The sequence below is a fragment of the Jatrophihabitans sp. sgz311053 genome, from assembly GCF_056135305.1.
On record NZ_JBWAXP010000001.1, the window covers coordinates 288,043 to 308,995 of the forward strand.

The window sequence follows — 20,953 nt, forward strand, 5'->3', positions numbered from 1 at the left end:
ACCTCTGCATTGTCGACGGCAGCATGACCACGAACTGGTCCGGCAACATCGCCTACGCCGCGCGCGAGCTGGCCCGACCGGGTTCGGTGGCCGAGCTGCAACAGCTCGTCGCCGGCGCTCCGCGGGTCAAGGCCCTCGGGAGCAGGCATTCCTTCAGCCCGGTGGCGGACACGCCGGGTGTGCTCGTCTCGACCGGCGATCTGGATCTCACGGTGGAGTTCGACGGCGAGGTTGCGATCGTCCCCGGCGGGATGCGGTACGGCGAGGTCATCCCGGTGCTCGCCGCGCACGGCCGCGCGCTGGCCAACCTCGGATCGCTGCCGCACATCTCGGTGGCCGGCGCCGCCGCGACCGGAACCCACGGCTCCGGCGCGGGCAACCAGTGCCTCGCGACGCATGCCGTCGCCGTCGAGTTCGTCCGTGCCGACGGCGAGCTCGTCGTCGTCCGGGAGGGTGACGTCGACTTCGCCGGCAGCGTGGTCTCCCTCGGCGCGCTGGGGGTGGTCACCCGGCTGTGGCTGCGCACCGAACCCGAGTACGCGATGCGGCAGGAGGTGTGGAGCGACCTGACCGTCGACACCGTCATCGACAACCTGGACGAGATCCTCGACAGCGCCTACAGCGTCAGCGTCTTCCACCGTCCCGGCAGTTTTACGCAGATCTGGGCTAAATCGCGCGAGGACGGACCGCGTCCGGACGGCGGCCGGTGGGGTGGCGTCCCCGCAACCGGTCCGGTGCATCCCATCGCCGGCGAGGACCCCGCCGCCGCCTCGCCCCAGCTCGGCCGCCTCCGGCCGTGGCACGAGGTGCTGCCGCACTTCCGCATCGAGTTCACGCCGAGCAGCGGCGAGGAGCTGCAGAGCGAGTACTTCGTCCCCCGGTCGGTGGGCCCGGCGGCCCTCGCCGCCTTCCTCGCCGTCGACCTCGCCGATCTGGTCCAGGTGATCGAACTGCGCTGCGTCGCCGCCGACGACCTCTGGTTGGGGACGGCGCGTGGCCGTGACAGCCTCTGCCTCCACGTCACCTGGGTCGACGACGAGGCGGCGGTGCAGGAGGCCTGCACGCGACTGGAGGCCGCCCTCGCCCCCTTCGAGCCTCGCCCGCACTGGGGCAAGGTCTTCGCCATGCCGGCCGACGAGCTTCGCGCCGCCCACCCCGGCTTGAACGACTTCGCGGCCCTCGCCGCCCGGCTCGACCCGGAGCGCTGCTTCGCCAACGACTACCTGGAGCGCTACGTCTACTGACCTCTCTCGATGCAGGGGTAGGGCGAATCTAAAGTTTGTGTTAGGTTTTGCAGGCGTGCGGGGCGCAGGCAACAGCACCCTGACACGAGGAGCGCGGTATGCGTTCAGCCCTGCTCACGGCGGCCATGGTGGTCGCCGCCGGCCTGGCCGTCCCCGCCACGCTGGCCGCCGCGCAGCCGGACCCCGCCGCCCCGAGCACGACGTACCGCAATCCCGCACTGGCGGGGGCCGCGACGGTGAGCGTCACCGGCACGCTGACCCCGATCCATCGCGAGGACGGCCCCGACTCCTACGCCGTGGCGCTCCCCGGTGGCCGGCTCGTCCCTGTCTCGCTCGCTCGGGCGGAGGAGTTCGCCGGCCCGCGTAGCTTCCGCGGCGAGCTCGCCATCACCCCGGTCGTCGAGCGGCGGGCCGAGTCGCGCGGCGCCACGATCGACGCCGACGAGGAGGTGAGCGGCAGCAGCGCAGACGGCCGAGCCGTCCTCGCCGCCGCCAGCACGGCCACCACGCCGTTGCCCGTCACCACCGCCGCGATCGGTGAGCAGGCAGTGGCCCCGTCGGCCACGGCGTCGAGCCACCGCCTCTACGTCGCAGCCATCACCAACCGCGGCACCCTCGAATCGGACAGCGCCATCGCCGCCAAGACCGAGCAGATGCGCAATTACTGGACCACCGAGAGCGACGGCTACATCTCCTCCTTCACGCAGCCGGCCGCCACCGTCAAGTACGCCACCTCGGTGAGCGGCTGCGGTCTCGGTGACCCGTCCGCGACCTGGAACGAGGCCGCCGGCAAGTTCCCCGGCGTCAACTTCAACGACGCCGGCAATCACCTCATGGTCGTCGTCCCCGACTCCTGCGGTGACAACGGCGCGGCAGGCATCGGCACGGTGGGCTGGTCGCTGCGCGCCGGCGGCTGGACCACCGTCACCCTCGGCGACACCGCCGTCGCGGTCGGGGTCCACGAGCTGGGTCACAACCTGTCGCTGCAGCACGCCAACGTCGAGCGCTGCGCCCCCACCTGCGGCATCGACGAGTACTGGGACCTCTACAGCATCATGGGCCTCGCCGTCGGCGGCGGCTCCTGGACCCCGGCTGCCCTGGACACCGCCTACCGCGTGCAGACCGGCATCGCGAGCAGCGACGAGGTCCCCACCGTGACCACCAACTCGACGCTCCACCTCAACGGCCGGGGGACGGCATCCGGGCGGCGTGGGTTGATCGTCACCGACCCGTCGTCAGGCGCGAAGTACGCCGTCGAGTACCGCTCCGGCACCGGACGGGACGCCACCTCGTTCTACGCACGCCGCTACACCTTCTACGGTTACGCCTACCGCCCCGGCGTGGTCGTCGAGCGAATCGAGTCCGACGGTTCGACGAGCATGATGACCCGCCAATCCGACGGCACGACCATCACCTCGTTCGTCGCCGGCGAGTCGTTCCGCCGCGGCAAGATCGCCATCACCGTCGACGGCATGACGAGCGACGGCGCCGACGTCGCCGTGACGATCGACGGCACCACACCCGGCACCGCGTCCCCTGCGGCGCTGCAGCCCGGCCGACCCCGGGTGCTGGGCGTCGCCCGCGTCGGCTCCCGCCTCGTGGCGGCCACGGGAACCTGGACCCCCGCCCCGTCGCGGTACAGCCTGCAGTGGCTCAGCAACGGCACGCCGCTGCCGGGAGCGACCGGTGCGTCACTGGTGGTCCCCCGCAGCGCCTACGGCTCACGGATCAGCGTCCGCGTCACCGGCTACCGGGACGGCTACGCCACGGCGAGCGCCACCTCCACCGCGACCGCCCCCGTCGGACGAGGACGGATCAGCACCCGCCAGGTCAGCATCACCGGCCGGGCCAAGGTGGGCCGCACCCTACGCGCCACCACCGCCACCTGGCAGCCGCGTCCGACCCTCAGCTACCGCTGGTACGCCAACGGCCGAGCCATCGCCAAGGCCACCGCGCGCAGCCTCACGATCACCAAGCCGCTGCGCGGCAAGCGCCTCAGCGTCACCGTCACTGCCCGTCACTTCGGCTACGAACCCGCCAGCCGCACCAGCGGCAAGACCTGGGTGCGCTGATCGTCAGGCGACCTTGTCCCGCGGTTCGGTGTTACCCGGCCACGCGCCCGTCGCCCGTTCGAAGCCGGTGGCACCGGCTCGGTCGACAAGCGCCTTGACGCCGCCGAAGATCGCCCCCTGAACAGCAGCGGAGATGAGCACTTCCTTCCACGACGCGTCCAGATCCTTGGCGTCCGGGGCGTCGTTCTTGCCGCCGGCGACCTTCCAGATCTGCTTGAAGAGCGCGCCGGCGATCACGCCACCGAGCACGCTGGCGAGGATGCCGAACGGTTTGTAGACAAGCTTGAGCACGGTGTCCTCCACGAGAGTCGACGGGGCCGCCGGCGACGGTCCCCTCTCCGCGACCTACCCCGACCGACGCCTGCGAGATCAGCTCAGCGCCGGATCGGGACGCACCGCTCCACCGCGGCCACGAGCGACGCGGCATAGATCCGACGGTCGGCGGCACTGAGGCCTATCCGGCCGCGGCTGTTGCCGCCCGCCTCGTTGTAGATCCACGGCACTCGCGAGAGCAGCTGCACCATCCACATCCGTCCGCCCGCGAGACCCCGCGACCCCAGGTCGTACCCGGCGTCGCGCTGCACGTGCACCGGAACGCGCTGCACCCGCCGTCGCTCCGAGGCGAAGAGCGCGGCGTATCGCGCGCTCGTCCGGGCCAGGGCCTTGTCGCGGAAGACGACCTTGCGTCCCGTCGGCGTGCGGCGGTAGCCACCCACCGACTGGCGGTAGACGATGTTGTTGCCACGGCGGAACCCGATGCCGCCCGGCCGCCCCGCCTGATCGTGGATGCTCAGCGCCAGATCGGCGTGCACGCGGTTGGCGACCGCCGCGCGCTGCGCGAGGCTGCGTCGCTGGCCGAGCGTCCGCTTCGTCAGCACGACGCGGTAACCGGCGCGACGCAGCGAGGTGGCGACGAGCTTCGCCACCTGCCACATGTCCCGCATCTCCGGCTCGTTCTCGTAGTCCGAGACGTCCAGACCGGTGCGCCGGTCGATGGCGTGGACGGTGCGGCTGTGGCCCGGGTCGAGGACGATCACCGGTCGCCGGGGAGCGGCTGCGCTCGCCGGGAGCGCCGAGGTCAGCCCGGCGACGAGCACGGCGACCAGCGACAGGACGAGCACTCGGCGTGCGGGCATGACGTCACATCCGAAAGGGCGGGGGGTGACTCATGATGCCAGCGCCAGCGCCCCGCGTCGCTTCGATAGCGTGGATGCCGTACATCCGAGGCATCCACGACCACCGGGACGGCGGCGCATGAAGATCATCTACACCCACACCGACGAGGCGCCGGCGCTGGCGACGCAGTCGCTGCTGCCGATCGTCCAGGCCTACGCCAAGCCTGCCGGCATCGAGCTGGAGCTGCGCGACATCTCGCTGGCCGGCCGCATCCTCGCCGCCTTCGGCCACCAGGCCGACGCGCTGGCCGAGCTCGGCGACCTGGCCAAGACGCCCGACGCCAACATCATCAAGCTGCCCAACGTCAGCGCCTCCATCCCGCAGCTCAAGGCGGCCATCGTCGAATTGCGCGAGCAGGGCTACGACCTGCCCGACTACGAGGACGCCCGCGAGCAGTACGACAAGGTCAAGGGCTCGGCCGTCAACCCGGTGCTGCGCGAGGGCAACTCCGACCGTCGCGCCCCGGCGAGCGTCAAGGCCTACGCCCGGAAGCACCCGCACTCGATGGGCGCGTGGTCGCAGGACTCGAAGTCGCACGTCTCGACGATGACCGAGGGTGACTTCCGATCGACGGAGAAGTCCACGACGGTCGAGAGCGCCACCGACGTCCGCATCGAGCACGTCGCTGCCGACGGTGCTGTCACCGTGCTCAAGGAGAAGACCTCGCTGCTCGCCGGCGAGGTCATCGACGCCGCGGTGATGCGCAAGGCCGCGCTCACCGAGTTCCTCGCCGCCCAGGTCGCCGACGCCAAGGAGCGTGGCGTCCTGCTGTCGGTGCACCTCAAAGCCACCATGATGAAGGTCTCGGACCCCATCATCTTCGGCCACGCCGTCCGCGCCGTCGTCGGCGACGTCTACGACAGCTACCCCGACGTCAGCCCCAACGACGGCCTCGGCACGCTGCTCAGCGCCCACCCCGAGGCCAAGGAGGCTGTCGACGCCGCCATCGCCGCGGGTCCCGACGTCGCCATGGTCGACAGCGACCGCGGCATCACCAACTTCCACGTCCCGAGCGACGTCATCATCGACGCCTCGATGCCGGCCGCGATCCGCACGTCCGGCCAGATGTGGGACTCCGACGGCGGTCAGCAGGACACCAAGTACGTCATCCCGGACTCGTCCTACGCCCCGCTCTACGCCGAGACCATCGAGCACTGCCGCGCCAACGGCGCCTTCGACCCGTCGACGATGGGCACGACCCCCAACGTCGGGCTGATGGCGCAGAAGGCCGAGGAGTACGGCTCGCACGACAAGACCTTCGAGATCGAGTCGGCCGGCACTGTCCGCGTCGTCGACGCCGCGGGCAGCACGCTGCTCGAACACGACGTCGAGGCCGGCGACATCTGGCGGATGTGCCAGACCAAGCACGACCCGATCCAGAACTGGGTCGAGCTCGCCGTCGCCCGTGCCCGCGCGACCGGTTCACCGGCCGTCTTCTGGCTGGACGAGAGCCGCGCCCACGACGCCGAGGTGCTGAAGAAGGTCCGCCCGGCCCTCGAGGCGCTCGGCACCGACGGCCTGCAGATCGAGATCCTGGACGTCGCCGCCGCCACCCGCTTCACCCTGGAGCGGGCCCGCAAGGGCGAGGACACGATCTCGGTCACCGGCAACGTGCTGCGCGACTACCTCACCGACCTCTTCCCGATCCTCGAGCTGGGCACGAGCGCGAAGATGCTCTCGATCGTCCCGCTCATGAGCGGCGGTGGCCTCTTCGAGACCGGCGCCGGTGGCTCGGCGCCGAAGCACGTGCAGCAGTTCGTCAAGGAGAACCACCTGCGGTGGGACTCCCTCGGCGAATTCCTCGCCCTCGCGCCGTCGCTGGAGATGCTGGCCGAGAAGACGGACAACCCGCGGGCCAAGGTCCTGGCCGACACCCTCGACCGCGCCACCAGCACCTTCTTGGACGAGAACAAGTCGCCGTCTCGCAAGGCTGGCGAGCTGGACAACCGCGGCAGCCACTTCTACCTGGCGCTGTACTGGGCCAAGGAGCTCGCGGGCCAGACCGAGGACGCCGAGCTCGCCGCGGCCTTCACCGACATCGCGGAGCGGCTCGCCGCCGACGAGGCGACGATCGTGGCCGAGCTCAACGGTGTGCAGGGCGGCCCGGTCGACATCGGCGGCTACTACCAGCCGGACCCCGCCAAGGTCTCGGCCGCGATGCGTCCCAGCGCGACGCTCAACGCCGCGCTGCGCGCCCTCGGTGGCGAGCCGGACGACAGCGTCGTCGAGCCGCACTGATCCGGTCGCGAGACCGAACGAGGCCCCCGCAGGTGATCCTGCGGGGGCCTCTGCGTTCCAGAGTCGTCCGGTCAGTCGACCTTCATCTCACCCAGCTCGGACCAGCCGTCTCCCTCGGCCTCGAAGCTGATGATCTTCGGCGTCGCCGTCAGATGCGGCGGGAGATCCTGCCGCGCCTTAATGAAGTGGGCCGAGTTGACGTGCTCGCCGCCGGCGTCGCCGTCGCGGAACGCCTCGATGAGGACGTACTCGGCCGGGTCGTCTACGCTGCGCGACCACTCGAACCACAGGCAACCGGGTTCGCTGCGGGTCGCTTCGGTGAACTCCTTCGAGATCTGCGGCCAGGCCTCGGGGTCCTTGGGACGGAACTTCGCGGTGATGACGATCATGCGGACATCCTTCCCGCCACGAGAGGTTGTCAGCCGGTCACGGCACGACAACCCCCTCGACTCCCGGTGGCCACCCCTGCCGTGGTGTGATTCGTGTTGTGCCCGTCCGATCCTGCCTGCGGCGCGGTGCGCTCGTCGCGACCGCGCTGGCGGTCTTGCTCAGCGGAGTGGCGGCGGCACCCGCGGCGACGGCGGCGACGCCGTGGGGCACCTCCGGTGCCTCCTACGACGGCGTGCTCTGCCGAGACGGCGACACCGACGTCCCGCTCGGCTCCTGGACGGTCAACGGCACGGTCCGCGCCTTCAGCACCGCCGACATCGAGGGCCGGGGCGCGGCCCAGCAGCCGGCACCCGTGAGCGGCACGCCGCAGACGATGGCGCCCGGCCAGGCCGGCTTCTCCGGCGCGGACATCGCGACGGTGGCCGCGCTCCTCGCCGCCCATCAGGACGGCTCGGCCGCCGAGCTCGCCGAGCTGAGCGCGCTGGTCGCGCAGCTCGCCGGCGACGGCGAGGCGCAGCGCCGCTGCCTCGGCCAGGGCGGCACGAGCGCGTCGCGGGCCGACCGGCGGCTCGCCGAGGCGCGCCGTGACGCCGGCCCCTACTCGGTGTCGGTGGACCTGCCCGGCGACGTCATCCCCGGCGCCACCGCCCGCGCGACGGTGACGGTCCGCGCCGCCTCCGGCGCCGGGCTACCGGACGTCCCGGTCGTGGTGAGCGGCGGCGGCTCGACCTCCAGCGCCAGCACCGGCGACAACGGCACCGCGCGCGTGGACGTCGTCGTCCCGCCCGCGGCGGCCACCACGATCACCGCCACGGCGAAGGTCCCCGACGGCCTCACCTACCTCGACTCCACCCCCGCGGCCGTGGCGCTTGCACCGCTGCGCGACATCACCGGCACCGGCGTGCTGCGCCCGGTGCTGCACCCGCGGCCTGCCGTGTCGGTCTCGGCCGACCAGCTCGTGCTCTCCGGCGGCACGCTCCGGCCGCAGGCGGCCGTCGCCGGCACGTTCGGCTACTCCGGCTCCGGCCAGCTCGCCTTGCACGGTCCGGTCGCGCCGCCGAACGGGCGCGCCTGCGCGACGATCGACGACGCCACCCTGGTGAAGGCGCCGACGGCGTACCAGGACGTCTTCACCTTCCGCGGCGATGCCCGCTACCGGGCGCAGCAGTCCGGACCGCTGCAGCCGGGCTGCTACGGGCTGGTCGCCGCCGTCACCACCACCGACAGTCAACCGGCCGAACGGGCCGACTCCGCCGTCGTCGGCGTCACCGTCGCGGCCCTCACGCTGAGCGTGCGGGCCCCACAAGTGACCGGACCGGGAGGCGTCACCGCCACCGTCGTCGGTGCCGAACCCGGCCGCGCTACCGTCCGGACGACGGTGCTGGCGCGCGGACCCCTGCCCATCGCCCAAGGTCGCTGCTCGGGCGACTTCACCACCGCCCCGGTGGCCGCGCGCTCGGCGCTCATCGCGCTGCGCCCGGCGAACGGGACCCTCGCCGCCACCGCCCGCCTTGCCGATCTCCGCGCGGTCGGCTGCTACGGCCTGGTGATCGACAGCGAGGTCAGCCTGGACGGCCGCACCGTGACCACCTCGTCCGAGCCGACGACGAGGACGGCGGTGCTGCGGCCGACGCTCAGCGTGGCGACGGCGGCGACCTCGGGACCCCGGGGCGCCGCGATGCCCGGCGTCGTGCGGGTGGCCGGCAGCCACGGCTTCGCCGGGACCGTCTCGATCGGGGTGCTGCCGGGTGACTCGCTGCCCATCGGCGGCTGCCGAGACGCCCGCTTCGCCGCCGGCGAGTTCCCGACGACGGTGAGCCGGGTGGCGACCCGCGGCGACGCGGCCTACGACTTCCGAACCCCGGCAGCGACCCGGAACGCCTGCTACGCCGTGGTCGCGCGGTTCGTCCTCACCGGCAATCCGGCCGTGACCATCACGACCGGCGCGGCACCCGACGGCGCGATCTTCCTCGCCGGAGTACGGCCGGACCCCGGCCGCGGCCTGGTGAGCCGCGAGGTGGCAGCCGGCAGCGTCCTGCGACCGCTGATCATCTTCGGACTCGTGGCGCTGCTGCTCGTCGCCGGCTGCGCCAGCCTCTTCGTCCGCACCCGCAACCGGGAGCGCGACGAGCGGGGTGACGATGCGTCAGCCTGGAGCTGGCGGCCCCACAAGGGCGAGGAGAGCACGAGCGACGCGGGGCTGCCGCTGCTGCCGGGTGAGCGGCCGGCACCGTCCTGACGATGCCGGCCCGGCCGCGCCGCTACTCGACCAGGTCGGTGTCCCGCAGCGGGGCAAAGGCGCCGAAACAGTCGATGTAGGGCTCGATGTCACCTTGGGCCACCCAGGACCGCAGCTGCCCGACCGATCGCCGCGCCAACACCAGCCGCAGCAGGTCGAAGTCCGAGGCACGGACCACGACATCGGCCTCGGGCGGTCCGAAGACGTAGCTCTCGCCCTCCAGCCGCAGCGGCTCGAGCTCCTTGGCGGTCGCCTTGGTCTCGCAGATGCCGGCCATGGTGTCGAAGAGCGACGCGTTGGCCGCGGTGTCGCGCGCGCCGGGCACCCCCAGGGCGCCGCGGAGGTCCTGCTCGTGGATGACGACGTCACCCATCGGGCGCGGGTTGTTCTCGCGCATCCACTGCTGCAGCGGCTCGGTCATGCCTCGCCACTCGTCGAGCAGCTGCGCGATGGAGTGGTCGGCACGGTCGTCGACCTGCTGCTGCGTCCAGGCCTCGTTGTGGTCCTCGGCCTCGTTGTCGGCCAGGACGTCGGCGTCCAGGCCGATCACGTGGGACAGCAGGTTGCGCACCGTCCAGGCCGGGCAGGAGGGGACGATCCGCTCGGCGGCCTCGTCGTCGAGGTTCTCGACCAGCTCGATGACGCGCTGCTGCGAGGCAGCCCACTCGGCGACCGGGTCGACGTCACTCATGCCGGGACCAGGCCCGCACCCTGCCCGACCTGCTCCAGCAGCGTGTCGGTGTCGGCCAGCGTCTTGCTGATCACGGTGAGGCGCTTGGTGTAATGACCCACCGGGTACTCCATCGTGACGCCGATGCCGCCGTGCAGCTGGATCGCGTCCTGGCCGATGTGCTTGCCGGAGAGATCGATCTGCACCTTGGCCGCCGCCACCATGCGGTGCCGCTCGACCGGGTCGTCGACCTCCAGGGCGCGCTGCGCCAGCATCGCCATGCTCTTGGCCTGCTCGTAGGAGACGTACATGTCGGCCGCGCGGAACTGCAGCGCCTGGAACACCGAGAGCGGGACCCCGAACTGCTGCCGCGTCTTGAGGTAGTCGACCGTCATGAACAGCGCCCGCTCCATGGCCCCGACGGCCTCCCAGCACAGCGCCGCGGTGGCGGTGTCGAAGACCAGGCTCAGCGCGGCCTCGGTCTCGGCCACCTCGCCGACGAGCTCACCGGACGCGCCGTCGAGCAGGACGTCCGCCCCGCCCAGACCGTCCTGCTGCAGGTAGCTGTCGCGGGCTACGGCGGCGCCGTCGACGAGGAAGACGCCGAGCCCCTCAGGCGTCTGCGCCGTCACAAGCAGCTGATCGGCGACGTCACCGCCGAGGACGGCGATCTTCTGGCCGGAGAGGGTCCAGCCGTCGCCGGTCTTCGTCGCGGTGGTCGCGATGTCGGTGAGCGACCAGCGCGAGGCCGGTTCGGTGTGCGCCAGCGCCAGGAAGGTCTCGCCGCCGGCGACGCCGGGCAGCAGCCGCTCCTTCTGCTCGGGAGTGCCGAGCGCGGTGAGCACGCCGGCGCCGAGGACGACGGTGGCGACGAACGGCTCGAGGACGAGCGCGCGGCCGAACTGCTCCATGACGACGGCGAGCTCACCGCTGCCCATGCCGGCACCGCCGTACTGCTCGTCGACGGTCAGCCCCAGCAGGCCCTGCTCGGCGTACTGCCGCCAGAGCTCACGGCTGAAGTGGTCGCCGTCGGCGGTCCCCTTCTCCAGCAGCTCGAGCCGGGTGGTCGCCGCGTAGCGCTTGTCCAGCAGTCCCTTGACGGCGTCGGCGAGCATCTTCTGCTCGTCGGTGAGGTCCAGTTCCATAGGTATTGACTCCTAGGTGCCGCTCGGCTGAGCGATGGTGAGGTGCGGTGGATGCACGGCGCTGTGCCGCGGCATCGCTCAGAACTGCAGGATCTGCTTGGCGATGATCGTGCGCTGAACCTCGTTGGAACCGCCGTAGATCGAGGCCTTGCGCCAGTTGAAGTAGGTCGGCAGTGCGTCCACCGCGCCGTCGGGCAGGGGCGCGAAGCCCTCGGGGACCTCGGCGTTCTCCCGGTAGGCGAGCGCTCCGGCGCCGAGGACGTCGACGAGCAGCTCGGTGCCGCGCTGCTGCAGCTCGGTGCCGCGGATCTTGAGCACCGACGAGACCGGGTCCGGCGTGCCGTGGCCCCGCTTGGTCTCGGTGTTGAGCACGCGCAGCACCGACATCTCGATGGCGGTGAGCTCGACCTCGAGCTGGGTGAGGCGGGCCCGGAAGATCGGATCCTCCAGCACCGGGCGACCGTTGCTCATGGTGGCGGCGGCGACCTGCTTGATGCGCTTGAGCCGCGCCTTCTGGTGACCGACGGCGACGATGCCGGTGCGCTCGTTGCCGAGGAGGAACTTGGCCTGCGACCAACCGCTGTTCTCCTCGCCGACGAGGTTCTCGGCGGGGACGCGGACGTCCTCGAAGAAGACCTCGTTGACCTCGTAGCCGCCGTCGATGAGGTGGATCGGACGGACGGTGACGCCGGGGGTGTCCATGTCCATGAGCAGCATCGAGATGCCGCGCTGCTTCTTCGCCTCCGGGTCGGTCCGGACCAGGTTGAAGATCCAGTCGGCGTGCTGGCCGAGCGTCGTCCAGGTCTTCTGCCCGTTGACGATGTACTCGTTGCCCTCGCGCACCGCGGTGGTCTTGAGCGAGGCGAGGTCCGAGCCGGCGTTGGGCTCGCTGAAGCCCTGACACCACCAGATGTCCAGGTTGGCCGTCGGCGGCAGGAAGCGCTCCTTCTGCTCCTGCGAGCCGAAGGTCGCGATGACCGGGCCGATCATCTGGACGTTGAACTGCAGCGGCTGCGGCACGTGGGCCAGGAACATCTCCTCGGACCACAGGTGGCGCTGCACCGGGCTCCAGTCCCGGCCGCCGAACTCGGCCGGCCAGTGCGGCACCGCGTAGCCGTGCTGGTTGAGAATCCGCTGCGAGGTGACGATGTCGTCCTTGCTCGGATGTCCACCGGTCGCGATGTTGTCGCGGATCTCGGCGGGGATCTCGGTGGTGAAGAACGTCCGCATCTGCTCGGCGAACGCCCTCTCCTCCTTGCTGAGGACGATGTCCATGGGCGGGCTCCCGGTGTCTACCTGCTGGTAACCCCAGCATGCCCGCGTCGGCTCGGCCTCATGCAGCCGGGTGGACCTCAGCGGGTCAATTCGGCGCAGCGTGTGCTGTCGCGCGGCGAATGACGCCGCTCCAGGCGGTTCAGCAGCAGCGAGCGTGCGAGGTCGGTGCGCCCGGATCGGGTGGCGGTGAGGATGAGCGTCTCCTCCACGATCTCGCGCTGCGCGGCACTGCCGCCGAGCCGGTCGACGCCGCGCAGCTCGAGCAGCGCCGAGGTGGCGAGGTCGTCGTCGCCGTGGACGACGTCGGTGAGCGCGTCGGCGAGGGCGGCGATCGTCTCGCGGAACTCGGGCTCGGACCGGCGGGCCGCCGCCCGGCGCAGTCGCGAGAGCCCCTGGCAGTCGCCGGCCGCGGCGAGCGCGACGGCGACGTGCAGACCGATGAAGGCCGTCGGCGGGTCCTCGACCAGGCCGCGCGGCACCGTGGCCAGGACGGGTGCGACCGCCTCGGCTGCCTGCCCCCGGTCTAGCGCGCCAGAGACGTGCCCCCGCCACAGCAGGGAGGCGGAGTCGACCAGGGCACGGACACCGGAGACCATCGGCGGCGCCAGCTGGCCGGCGTAGCGGCGCAGCGCGGCGCCGTCGTCACCCAACGCGAGTTCGTGCAGGGCGGCGTGCCACGAGAAGTGCGCCCGGTGCGAGGCCCGCGCCCCGCAGGAGGCGACCCAGCCGTCGAGCCAGTCGAGCCCGGCCCGGTGGTCACCGGTCTCGTAGTGGACGTGGGTGCGGGCGTGGACGGCGTGCCCGGCCGCCGGCTCCTCGGCGAGGGAGAGGTCGGCGAGCTCGCGCGCCTCGTCGTAACGACCCTGTTCCTGCCGGACGAAGGCCAGCAGGCCGCGATGCCACCAGTCACCGCCGTAGGCGGGTGAGAGCCCCTCCACCAGCGCCCAGGCCTCGGCGGGGATCTCGGTGGCCCCACCGAAGGCGATGGTGGGGACGGCGATGCTGACCGCGAGGGCGTCCTCGGGATAGGTCTGGATGTAGGCGAGCAGCGTCGCCGCCGAGTCCGCGCCCGGTTCCCGCACCCGCGCCGTCGCGACCTCGACGAAGCGGCGCTCGCGCTCGTCGGCGCGGGACATGGTCCGGTGGGCGGCAGCGAGGGCCGAGTCGACATCCACCTCGGCGCCCCACTCGACGCCGAGCAGGGCCCGGACGGCGTGACCTAGGGCGAAGTCGGGATCGAGGCGCACTGCGTCGGCGATCAGCTCCTCGGCCCCGGACTGCACCCGCAAGATCCGTCCCAGCGCCGCGGTGTAGGCCTCCGCCGCCCCGTCCGAGGCGGTCAGCGGCAGTCCGTAGGGATCGCGGGCCCGTCGGCGCAGCGACGGAGCCGGCAGCGAGGCGACCACCTCGGTGGCCAGAGCAGCGGCTTGGCAGCGGATCTCCGGGATCGCGGTGCTCTCCCAGAGCTGGCCGCGGCGCAGCGGCCCGACGGCCCAGACCGCGGCCGGTGCCCCGGCCGACGGGCGCAACCGGCCGGCCGCGTCGGTGGCGAAGCCGAGGTCCAGCGGTCCGGCCTGCGCGGTGCCGGCATTGAGCAGGTTCAGCACGAGCGGGTCCTCGTCCTGCTGCACCGCAACGCAGGTCCCGGTGCAGTTGAGGACGACCGCCGCCGTGACGGTGCTGCCGTCGCCGAGCTCGACGCGGACACCGCCCGGCACCTCCCGCGCCGCCGTGACCTCTGCGGCGTGGACGACCAGCGAACCCTCGGCCACGCGCGCGGCGAGCCAGTCGTCCAGCGCCGGGTCCACGCGGTGGCGGACCCGGTCCCAGCGACGAGCGGCGGTCCGGAGGAAGCCGCGGCGGGCCTGGTCGTCCATGCGGGTCCAGAGCGCGGCCGTGATCGGACGGAGGCCGTCCACCGCCCGGCGCCAGTCCCCGTCGGCCGCGCGGATGCGATCGAAGACGAGCCGGCGCAGCTGCGGCAGCGAGAGCGGTGCGTCGGGCAGCTCCGGGCTCGCCGCGGGGGGCTGTGGCTCCCGCGAGTGCGGCAGCGGCATGAGGCCGTGGCGGGAGACCACGTGGACCCGCACCCCGGCGCGTCCCCACCGCTGCGCCATGTCGGCCATGGTCAGCCCGGCCCCGACGAGCACGACCTCGTCGCCGGCCCGCACCACCGGTGCCGACGAGGCGCGCCAGGGATCGGCGACGAAGTGGTGGGAGCGGCGCAGCGCCTCCGGCGCCCACGCCAGCGACGGACTGCCGTGGCCCATGGCCAGGACGGCAGCATCTGCCGGCCGGCTGGTGCCGTCGTCCAGGGTCAGCCGCAGCCGCCGGCCGTGCCGGCGCAGGTCGGTGGCCCGGGCGGCGACGTGCTCGAGCTCCACGCCGACGGCCGGGCCGGTCTCGTCGAGCAGGCAGGACGACAGGTACTCGGCGTAGTGCAGCCGCGGGGCGAAGCCGCCGGCGGGGTAGTCCACCGCGACATGGCGCCGCAGCCAACGCAGGAAGTGCTCGGGGTCGTCGGGATAGGCACTCATCCCCTTGGCGGGGACGTTCAGCCGATGCCGGGGGTCGTGGGTGCTGTAGGCCAGGCCCTCGGCGACGCGATTCGGTTCGACGAGCACGATCCGCACCGCGCGGCCCGCAGCCCGCGCCTGCCGTGCGATGTGGATCGCGCTCAGCGTGCCGCTGGCGCCTGCCCCGACGATGGCCACGACCGCCGGCCCGGTACACCCCTGCATCGATATACTCCTTTGTCTAGCGATGTGGCAGGCAATGCTAGCGGATCAGCCGTCTCGCAGTGGGCTGCGGATTACAGTCACGGCATGTCCGAGACGCGCTCGCGAGGCCTGGTCCTCGTCGTCGAGGACGAGCCGGCCATCGCGGACGTCATCAGGCTCAACCTGCTGCGAGCCGGGTACGGCGCCGAGCTCGTGGACCGCGGGGACCGGGCGCTGGAGGCGGTACGCCGAACCCGCCCGGCGGCCATCGTCCTCGATGTCGGGCTGCCCGGACTGGACGGCATCGAGGTCTGCCGTCGGCTCCGCGCGGCCGACGACTGGACGCCACTGCTCTTCGTCACCGCCCGCGACGACGAGGTCGACCGCGTCGTCGGACTCGAGCTCGGTGCGGACGACTACGTCACGAAACCGTTCTCGCCTCGTGAGCTCGTGGCCCGCGTGACCGGGGTGCTGCGCCGCACCCAGGGACCACCGACGGCAGCCCCTCACCGCATCGGACGGATCACGCTGGACCCTGCCACCCGCCGGGCGCATCGCGACGGTGCCGAGCTCGCCCTCACCGCCACCGAGTTCGACCTGCTCGCCCACCTGATGCACCGCCCCGGTCAGGTCTTCAGCCGCGAGCAGCTGCTCGCCGCGGTGTGGGGTTACTCGTCGGCCGCCGGCACGCGGACCGTCGACGTCCATATTGCGCAACTGCGCGCAAAGCTGGGCGAGGCCAGCCCGATCCGGACCGTACGGGGCGTGGGCTACGCAGCCGAGGACGCATGACCCGGCACCGGACGTCGCTGGCCACGCGGATCGCCTGCTTCAGCGCCGGCATCGTCGTCGTCACCGCGGTGGTCGCCGGGCTGCTGGCCACCGGGCTGATCCGGACCGCCGGCACGAACAGCGGTCGACAGGTGCTGTCCCGGCTCGCCGACGTCTCGCAGTCGGTCACCGTGGACCGCCCCGGCGTACAGCGACAGGTGACCGAGGCGCTGCGCGGCGTGCACATCCGGGTCGGGATCGTCACCGCGCAGGGCACTTTGCGCACGGATGCGCGATTGGTGCGCCGCGCGGTGACACCGGGTGACATCGCTGCCCTGCGCGCGGGTCGCGACATCTCCGTCGTGCGTCGGGTCGGCGGTGCGGCGGTCTTCGTGGAGGCACGCGCCGTCACGGGCGGACGGGCACTGGTCCTCGTCCAGGCACGACGCGACGCCGCGGCCGCCGACGACCGGGCCGTGCGTCGCATCGTGGTGGCGCTGCTCGTCGCCGGCGTCGTCGCTGTACTGCTCGGCCTGGTGGTGGCCTGGCGACTGGCGCTGCCGCTGCGCCGGACGGCGGCGGCGGCCCGCTCGGTGGCCGCTGGCAACCGGGACGTGGCCCTGCCCGCCCGCGGCCCGCGGGAGGTCGTCGCGGTGAGCGAGGCGGTCACCGACATCGCGGCGGCGCTGGCGCGTTCCGAGGCACGGCAGCGCGACTTCCTGCTGTCGGTCTCGCACGACCTGCGCACCCCGCTCACCGCGGTCAACGGCTATGCCGAGCTGCTCGCTGACGGCGTCGTGCCGGCCGACGACATCGCCCGCGTCGGCGCGGCCATGCAGGCCGAGGCGAAGCGGTTGGAGCGGTTGGTCGGTGACCTGCTGGACCTCGCCCGGCTGGGCGCCGAGGACTTCCGCGTCGAGCTGGCGCCCGTCGACCTCGAGCCGCTGGCCCGCGACGCCGTCCGGGTCTGGTCCGATCGCGCCACGGCGAGCGGGGTGACGGTGCGGCTCGAGTCGGCCGGCCCCGTCCCGGCCACCACGGACGGCAGCCGGCTGCGGCAGGCGCTGGACGGCCTCTTCGACAACGCGCTGCGGGTCACCCCCGCCGGCGCGGCGATCGTGCTCGCCGTCGCGGCCGCGCCGGGTGCCGCCATCGTGCAGGTGCGCGACGGCGGCCCCGGTCTCTCCGACGACGACCTCGCGGTCGCCTTCGAGCAGGGCGCGCTCTTCGAGCGCTACCGCGGCGTCCGGCAGGTGGGCACCGGACTCGGCCTCGCCATCGTCCGTGGCCTCGTCGCCCGTCTCGGCGGGACGATCACGGCCGGACACGCCCCCGAGGGCGGGGCCTGCTTCACCCTCACCCTCCCGCCGGCGTGAGGATCAGCGGACGAACTCGACGATGCGCTTGGCGGTGACCGTCGAGGTCCCGGTGCCCATGGCCAGCACGGTGTCGCCCTTGGCCAGCTTCGCCACCGAGGACGGCTCCGGCTTGGCCTTCTTCTTGCGCTCCACGATCTTCGTGGTCTTGGCGATGACGTAGGTCTGCGCCTTGCCGTCCTTCGCGGTGACGGTGACCGAGGTCGGCGTGACCGCCGTGACCGCGCCGCGCCAGATCGTGTGCGTCACCGTGCCCTGCTTCGTCCGCGTGACGAACTGACCGTGCTCCAGGCGGCGCAGCAGCGCCCCCTTGTGCTTGGCCCGGTGGTCCTTGTCGGTCGCCGTACCGCTGGGGGCGGCCTGGCGCACCGACGCGGCAGTGAGCGCGGCGCCGTGCACGGTCTCACCACCGGAGGTGGCCAGGGCAGCGCCTGCACTGCCGACGACGGCCGCCGCGAGGCCGGCCACGGCGAGGGACTTGCGATACATGAGATACAACGGATGCTCCTTCGACGACGTGGTGTCGGCGTCAGCCTGCCGGTGCGCTGTCAGCAGAAGGCCCGGAATGTGTTCGGGTTCTGTAAGGGTCGCTACCCTCACCCCACCCATCGTCGGTCGCAGAGAGCAGCATGAACGACCTCGCCGAGAAGGCCTTGGAGGGCCTGGCCGCCGGACGCCGTCAGGTGTCCGGCCATCCGGTGACCTCACTCGGCGTCGGCGGCGCCCTCGTCGCCCTCGCGGTCGTCGTCACCGGCGGCGCAGTGGCCGACCTCCGCCCGACCCGGACGCTGACGTCCTGGTTGGAGCTGCAGGCCGATCATGGCTGGCGCGGATCGTTGCCCGGCGCCCTGCTGCTGACCGCGCTCGCGATGCTGGCGCTGACGTGGCTGCTGGCCATCGAGGTGGTGCGCCGCGTCCGGCCGAGCGAGGCGCGCACCTGGTCGCTCGTCGCGGCCGTCGCCGCCCCCTTCGCCCTCGGACCGCCGCTGATGGACACCGGTGTCTACAGCTCCGCGGCCTTCGGCTTCCTGCAGCGTGCCGGCCGGGACCCGAGCCTGACCCCGCCGGCCGCTCTCGGCGACGACGGCCTCGTCAACGCCATCGACCCCGCGGCACGCGGGACGGTGAGCGCTGCGGGTCCGCTCGGTTCGATGCTGCAGCACCTCGCGGTGTCGGTCGGCGGCGGGACGCCCCTGGGCGCGGTGATCGTGCTCCGCGTCATCGGGGTGCTGTCGGCAATCCTCATCGCGCGCTTCGCCGCCGACCTGGTCGCGGACGCCCGCGGCGACTCCGCCCGCGTCACCACCATCGTGCTCTGCGGCCTCAACCCGTTGCTGCTGCTCTGGGTGGTCTCGTCGCCGCACCCGGAGGGGCCGATGATGGCGGCGGTGCTCGCCGCGCTGGTCGCGGTCCGGCGCAAGCGCTGGCTCCGCGCGGTGGTCCTCGCGGCCATCGCGGGGTCCGTGAGCGCGCAGGCGCTGGTCGTCGTCCCGGTCGTCGTGATCGCGCACGCCCTCGCCCGCCGGGCCGCGCTGTGGCGGGTCCTGGCCCGTGACCTCACCGCGGCCGTCGTCGTGGTGGCCGCCGCCGCACTGGCCCAACCCGGCGGGACGGGGTGGATCGATGCCGTCTCGGCACAGTTCTCGTCCCACACGCCTTACTCGCTGTCCTACGCCGCCGGCCGCATCCTCGCCCCGATCGTCGAGGGAGCCTCCTTCGACGATCTCGCCGCCGCCGGCCGCATCTCGGCCGCCACGGCGGCGACCTGCGCAGTCGGCTACCTGCTCTGGACGGCCCGGCACCGCAGCGCCCCGGAGACCGCGGGCTTTGCCCTGCTCACCATGGCGCTGCTGTCACCCAACCTCTACCCCTGGTACCTGCTCTGGGGGCTGCTCTGTCTCGCCCCCGGAGCCAGGGACGAGCGTCGCACCCTGGTGGTGGCGCTGAGCATCGCAGGCTGCGTCCTCGTGCCACCGGGCTGGACCTCGGGCGCCGCCGCGGTCGTCACCGGCGTCGCCCTGGTCGTCGTTGCGATCCCGACGGTGATCCTGACGTCACGCCGTCGCCGGGACCGTCTCGCAGCTGCGGACGCGGCCGACGCGGTCGATCAGCGACCGCCCGAGATCTCCCGGACCGCAGGGCGGACGTCGGCGAGGTAGATCATCGCCACGACCGCTGACGCGAGCGAGAAGACGGAGGCGACGTTGGTGGTGTACGGGTCGCTCAGCAGCGTCCCCAGCAGACCCGAGACCGTCAGGATCGCAGCCCAGGCCGGCTTGGTGAGCTTGTCCACGGCAGGGAAGGCAGGCGCCTTGCGCGACAGACAGTCGGCCAGCGCCCACACCCGGAGCGCGACGAGGCCCCAGAAGACGATGAAGTTCGTCCAGGTGTAGAGCTCGTCGACTAGGTCCACGCTGGCGAGCGTACCGACCCTGCCCGGACGGCACGCTGTGCCTCGCCACGGAGACGACTTCGCCCCGCTCCCTCAGGGAGCGGGGCGGAGCGCCCTACCGTCCGAGACACCCCCGCGCTTCGGACGGCCAGGTCAGGCGGTCACCTCGGTGACCGAGTTCCACAGCGGGGCGAGCCGTCGCTCAGGCGTTGGTGGCGCGCTTGGCCGGGGCCTTGCGGGCGGCGGTCTTCTTGGCCGCGGGCTTGGGCGTGGCCGGCTTGGTGGCGGCGGGCTTGCGCGCGGCCTTCGTCGGCGACGGCTTGGCGGCAGGCTTGGCGGCGGGCTTGGCGGTCCCCCGGTTGGTCAGCGCCTGGACGGGCTTCACCACCCGCTCGCGGGCGGTCTCGACGACGACCTCGGAGACCTCCTCGGCGAGCTCGATCGCCTTCGCGAAGCGCGGATCCTTCTTCAGCTCGGCGAGGATCGACTCGGCGCGCTCGGCGACACCGGCCTGGTAGCTCTTGGCCTGCGCCAGGTAGGGCTCGATCGCGGACTTGATGGCCTCGACGTTGATGGCCTTCTCGGCGTTGGCGCGCAGCTCGGCGACGACGTCGGAGGCCTGCCCGGAGACGTCGTTGAGCTGGGCCTGGGCCTGGCTCAACGTGGAGTCGAGCAGCTTGCGCCCCTCGGTGACCGCGGTGTCGGCGTAGCTGCGGATGTCGCTGGCGATGGACATGACGAATCTCCTCGATGGGATGGTGGGTGGGATGGGTCGGACGGGCCGGGAGGAGCGGGCTCAGTCCCCGGACGCCGCAGGCAGCGGTCGCGTGGCCGGATCGCCAGCTGCCTGGTCGTGCTTGGCACGGTCGTTCTCGCGACGGAACGACTCGTAGACGTCGAGCAGCACCTGCTTCTGCCGCTCGCTGAGCTCGTCGTCGACCATGATCGCGCCGACCAGCTCCGGATTTCCCTCGCGGAACTCGAGGAAGCCGGCACGGACGTAGAGCTGTTCGGCTGAGATGCGCAGACCCTTGGCGATCTGTTGCAGGATCTCGGCGCTGGGCTTACGCAGACCACGCTCGATCTGTGACAGGTAGGGGTTCGAGACCCCCGCCAGCCGGGCGAGCTGCCGCAGCGACACCTGACCCTGCTCGCGCTGCTCGCGAATGAACTCGCCGATCGCGGCACCCGAGCGCTTGGCCTGCAGCACGGCGTCTTGGACCGCCTGCTCGACCTGCTCCTTGG

18 protein-coding genes are annotated in these 20,953 nt (G+C 72.3%); 7 read left to right on the forward strand and 11 right to left on the reverse strand.

Annotated elements, in window-relative coordinates:
- The first annotated feature begins 23 nt into the window (after positions 1–23).
- Both AC0NZQ_RS01095 and AC0NZQ_RS01100 read left to right on the forward strand, forming a co-directional pair.
- On the forward strand, positions 24–1,244 hold the full coding sequence (locus tag AC0NZQ_RS01095; RefSeq protein WP_474527768.1) for a D-arabinono-1,4-lactone oxidase: 1,221 nt from the start codon (positions 24–26) through the stop codon (positions 1,242–1,244).
- A gap of 98 nt (positions 1,245–1,342) precedes the next feature.
- On the forward strand, positions 1,343–3,316 hold the full coding sequence (locus AC0NZQ_RS01100; RefSeq protein WP_474527769.1) for a hypothetical protein: 1,974 nt from the start codon (positions 1,343–1,345) through the stop codon (positions 3,314–3,316).
- Between the two features lie 3 nt (positions 3,317–3,319).
- Here the strand turns inward: AC0NZQ_RS01100 and AC0NZQ_RS01105 are convergent, their stop codons facing one another.
- A complete protein-coding gene (locus AC0NZQ_RS01105) occupies positions 3,320–3,619 on the reverse strand; it encodes a DUF4235 domain-containing protein (protein WP_474527770.1) in 300 nt (99 codons plus the stop codon).
- 71 nt (positions 3,620–3,690) lie between these two features.
- On the reverse strand, positions 3,691–4,452 hold the full coding sequence (locus tag AC0NZQ_RS01110; protein WP_474527771.1) for an N-acetylmuramoyl-L-alanine amidase: 762 nt from the start codon (positions 4,450–4,452) through the stop codon (positions 3,691–3,693).
- Between the two features lie 118 nt (positions 4,453–4,570).
- Here AC0NZQ_RS01110 and AC0NZQ_RS01115 point away from each other — a divergent pair, with 118 nt between their 5' ends.
- Positions 4,571–6,730: an NADP-dependent isocitrate dehydrogenase gene (locus AC0NZQ_RS01115; protein ID WP_474527772.1), complete on the forward strand. Its 2,160-nt coding sequence runs from the start codon at positions 4,571–4,573 to the stop codon at positions 6,728–6,730.
- A 71-nt stretch (positions 6,731–6,801) separates the two neighbouring features.
- On the opposite strand, the gene AC0NZQ_RS01120 is transcribed toward AC0NZQ_RS01115, so the two are convergent.
- Positions 6,802–7,119, reverse strand: coding sequence for a putative quinol monooxygenase (locus AC0NZQ_RS01120; protein ID WP_474527773.1), 318 nt, complete (start codon positions 7,117–7,119; stop codon positions 6,802–6,804).
- A gap of 98 nt (positions 7,120–7,217) precedes the next feature.
- On the opposite strand from AC0NZQ_RS01120, the gene AC0NZQ_RS01125 reads away from it, so the two are divergent.
- On the forward strand, positions 7,218–9,359 hold the full coding sequence (locus AC0NZQ_RS01125) for a hypothetical protein (protein WP_474527774.1): 2,142 nt from the start codon (positions 7,218–7,220) through the stop codon (positions 9,357–9,359).
- Between the two features lie 22 nt (positions 9,360–9,381).
- Here the strand turns inward: AC0NZQ_RS01125 and AC0NZQ_RS01130 are convergent, their stop codons facing one another.
- The 4 genes from AC0NZQ_RS01130 to AC0NZQ_RS01145 all read right to left on the reverse strand — a co-directional run bounded on the left by AC0NZQ_RS01130 (position 9,382) and on the right by AC0NZQ_RS01145 (position 15,190).
- A complete protein-coding gene (locus AC0NZQ_RS01130) occupies positions 9,382–10,050 on the reverse strand; it encodes a maleylpyruvate isomerase family mycothiol-dependent enzyme (protein WP_474527775.1) in 669 nt (222 codons plus the stop codon).
- Positions 10,047–11,174 carry an acyl-CoA dehydrogenase family protein gene (locus AC0NZQ_RS01135; RefSeq protein ID WP_474527776.1) on the reverse strand — a complete coding sequence of 376 codons (1,128 nt, stop codon included), beginning with the start codon at positions 11,172–11,174 and terminating at the stop codon, positions 10,047–10,049. The genes AC0NZQ_RS01130 and AC0NZQ_RS01135 overlap by 4 nt, the downstream gene beginning before the upstream one ends.
- Before the next feature lie 78 nt (positions 11,175–11,252).
- Positions 11,253–12,449, reverse strand: coding sequence for an acyl-CoA dehydrogenase family protein (locus tag AC0NZQ_RS01140; protein WP_474527777.1), 1,197 nt, complete (start codon positions 12,447–12,449; stop codon positions 11,253–11,255).
- A gap of 77 nt (positions 12,450–12,526) precedes the next feature.
- A complete protein-coding gene (locus tag AC0NZQ_RS01145) occupies positions 12,527–15,190 on the reverse strand; it encodes an FAD/NAD(P)-binding protein (RefSeq protein WP_474527778.1) in 2,664 nt (887 codons plus the stop codon).
- Positions 15,191–15,274: 84 nt separating this feature from the next.
- Between AC0NZQ_RS01145 and AC0NZQ_RS01150 the strand changes: the two genes are divergently transcribed.
- Together AC0NZQ_RS01150 and AC0NZQ_RS01155 are read left to right on the forward strand one after the other, a co-directional pair.
- Entirely contained in the window at positions 15,275–15,961 is a 687-nt protein-coding gene (locus AC0NZQ_RS01150) for a response regulator (protein WP_474527779.1), read from the forward strand.
- A complete protein-coding gene (locus AC0NZQ_RS01155) occupies positions 15,958–17,316 on the forward strand; it encodes a sensor histidine kinase (protein WP_474527780.1) in 1,359 nt (452 codons plus the stop codon). Before AC0NZQ_RS01150 ends, AC0NZQ_RS01155 begins: the two co-directional genes overlap by 4 nt.
- 3 nt (positions 17,317–17,319) lie before the next feature.
- On the opposite strand, the gene AC0NZQ_RS01160 is transcribed toward AC0NZQ_RS01155, so the two are convergent.
- Complete coding sequence (locus AC0NZQ_RS01160) at positions 17,320–17,805, reverse strand: hypothetical protein (protein ID WP_474527781.1); 486 nt, start codon at positions 17,803–17,805, stop codon at positions 17,320–17,322.
- Between the two features lie 140 nt (positions 17,806–17,945).
- Here AC0NZQ_RS01160 and AC0NZQ_RS01165 point away from each other — a divergent pair, with 140 nt between their 5' ends.
- Positions 17,946–19,475, forward strand: a complete 1,530-nt coding sequence (locus tag AC0NZQ_RS01165; protein ID WP_474527782.1) for an MptA/MptB family glycosyltransferase — start codon at positions 17,946–17,948, stop codon at positions 19,473–19,475.
- On the opposite strand, the gene AC0NZQ_RS01170 is transcribed toward AC0NZQ_RS01165, so the two are convergent.
- The 3 genes from AC0NZQ_RS01170 to AC0NZQ_RS01180 all read right to left on the reverse strand — a co-directional run bounded on the left by AC0NZQ_RS01170 (position 19,424) and on the right by AC0NZQ_RS01180 (position 20,918).
- On the reverse strand, positions 19,424–19,729 hold the full coding sequence (locus AC0NZQ_RS01170) for a DUF2516 family protein (RefSeq protein ID WP_474527784.1): 306 nt from the start codon (positions 19,727–19,729) through the stop codon (positions 19,424–19,426). The genes AC0NZQ_RS01165 and AC0NZQ_RS01170 overlap by 52 nt on opposite strands.
- A 181-nt stretch (positions 19,730–19,910) precedes the next feature.
- Positions 19,911–20,444: a hypothetical protein gene (locus AC0NZQ_RS01175; RefSeq protein WP_474527786.1), complete on the reverse strand. Its 534-nt coding sequence runs from the start codon at positions 20,442–20,444 to the stop codon at positions 19,911–19,913.
- A gap of 60 nt (positions 20,445–20,504) precedes the next feature.
- Positions 20,505–20,918, reverse strand: coding sequence for a helix-turn-helix domain-containing protein (locus AC0NZQ_RS01180; RefSeq protein WP_474529385.1), 414 nt, complete (start codon positions 20,916–20,918; stop codon positions 20,505–20,507).
- Between the last annotated feature and the right edge of the window lie 35 nt (positions 20,919–20,953).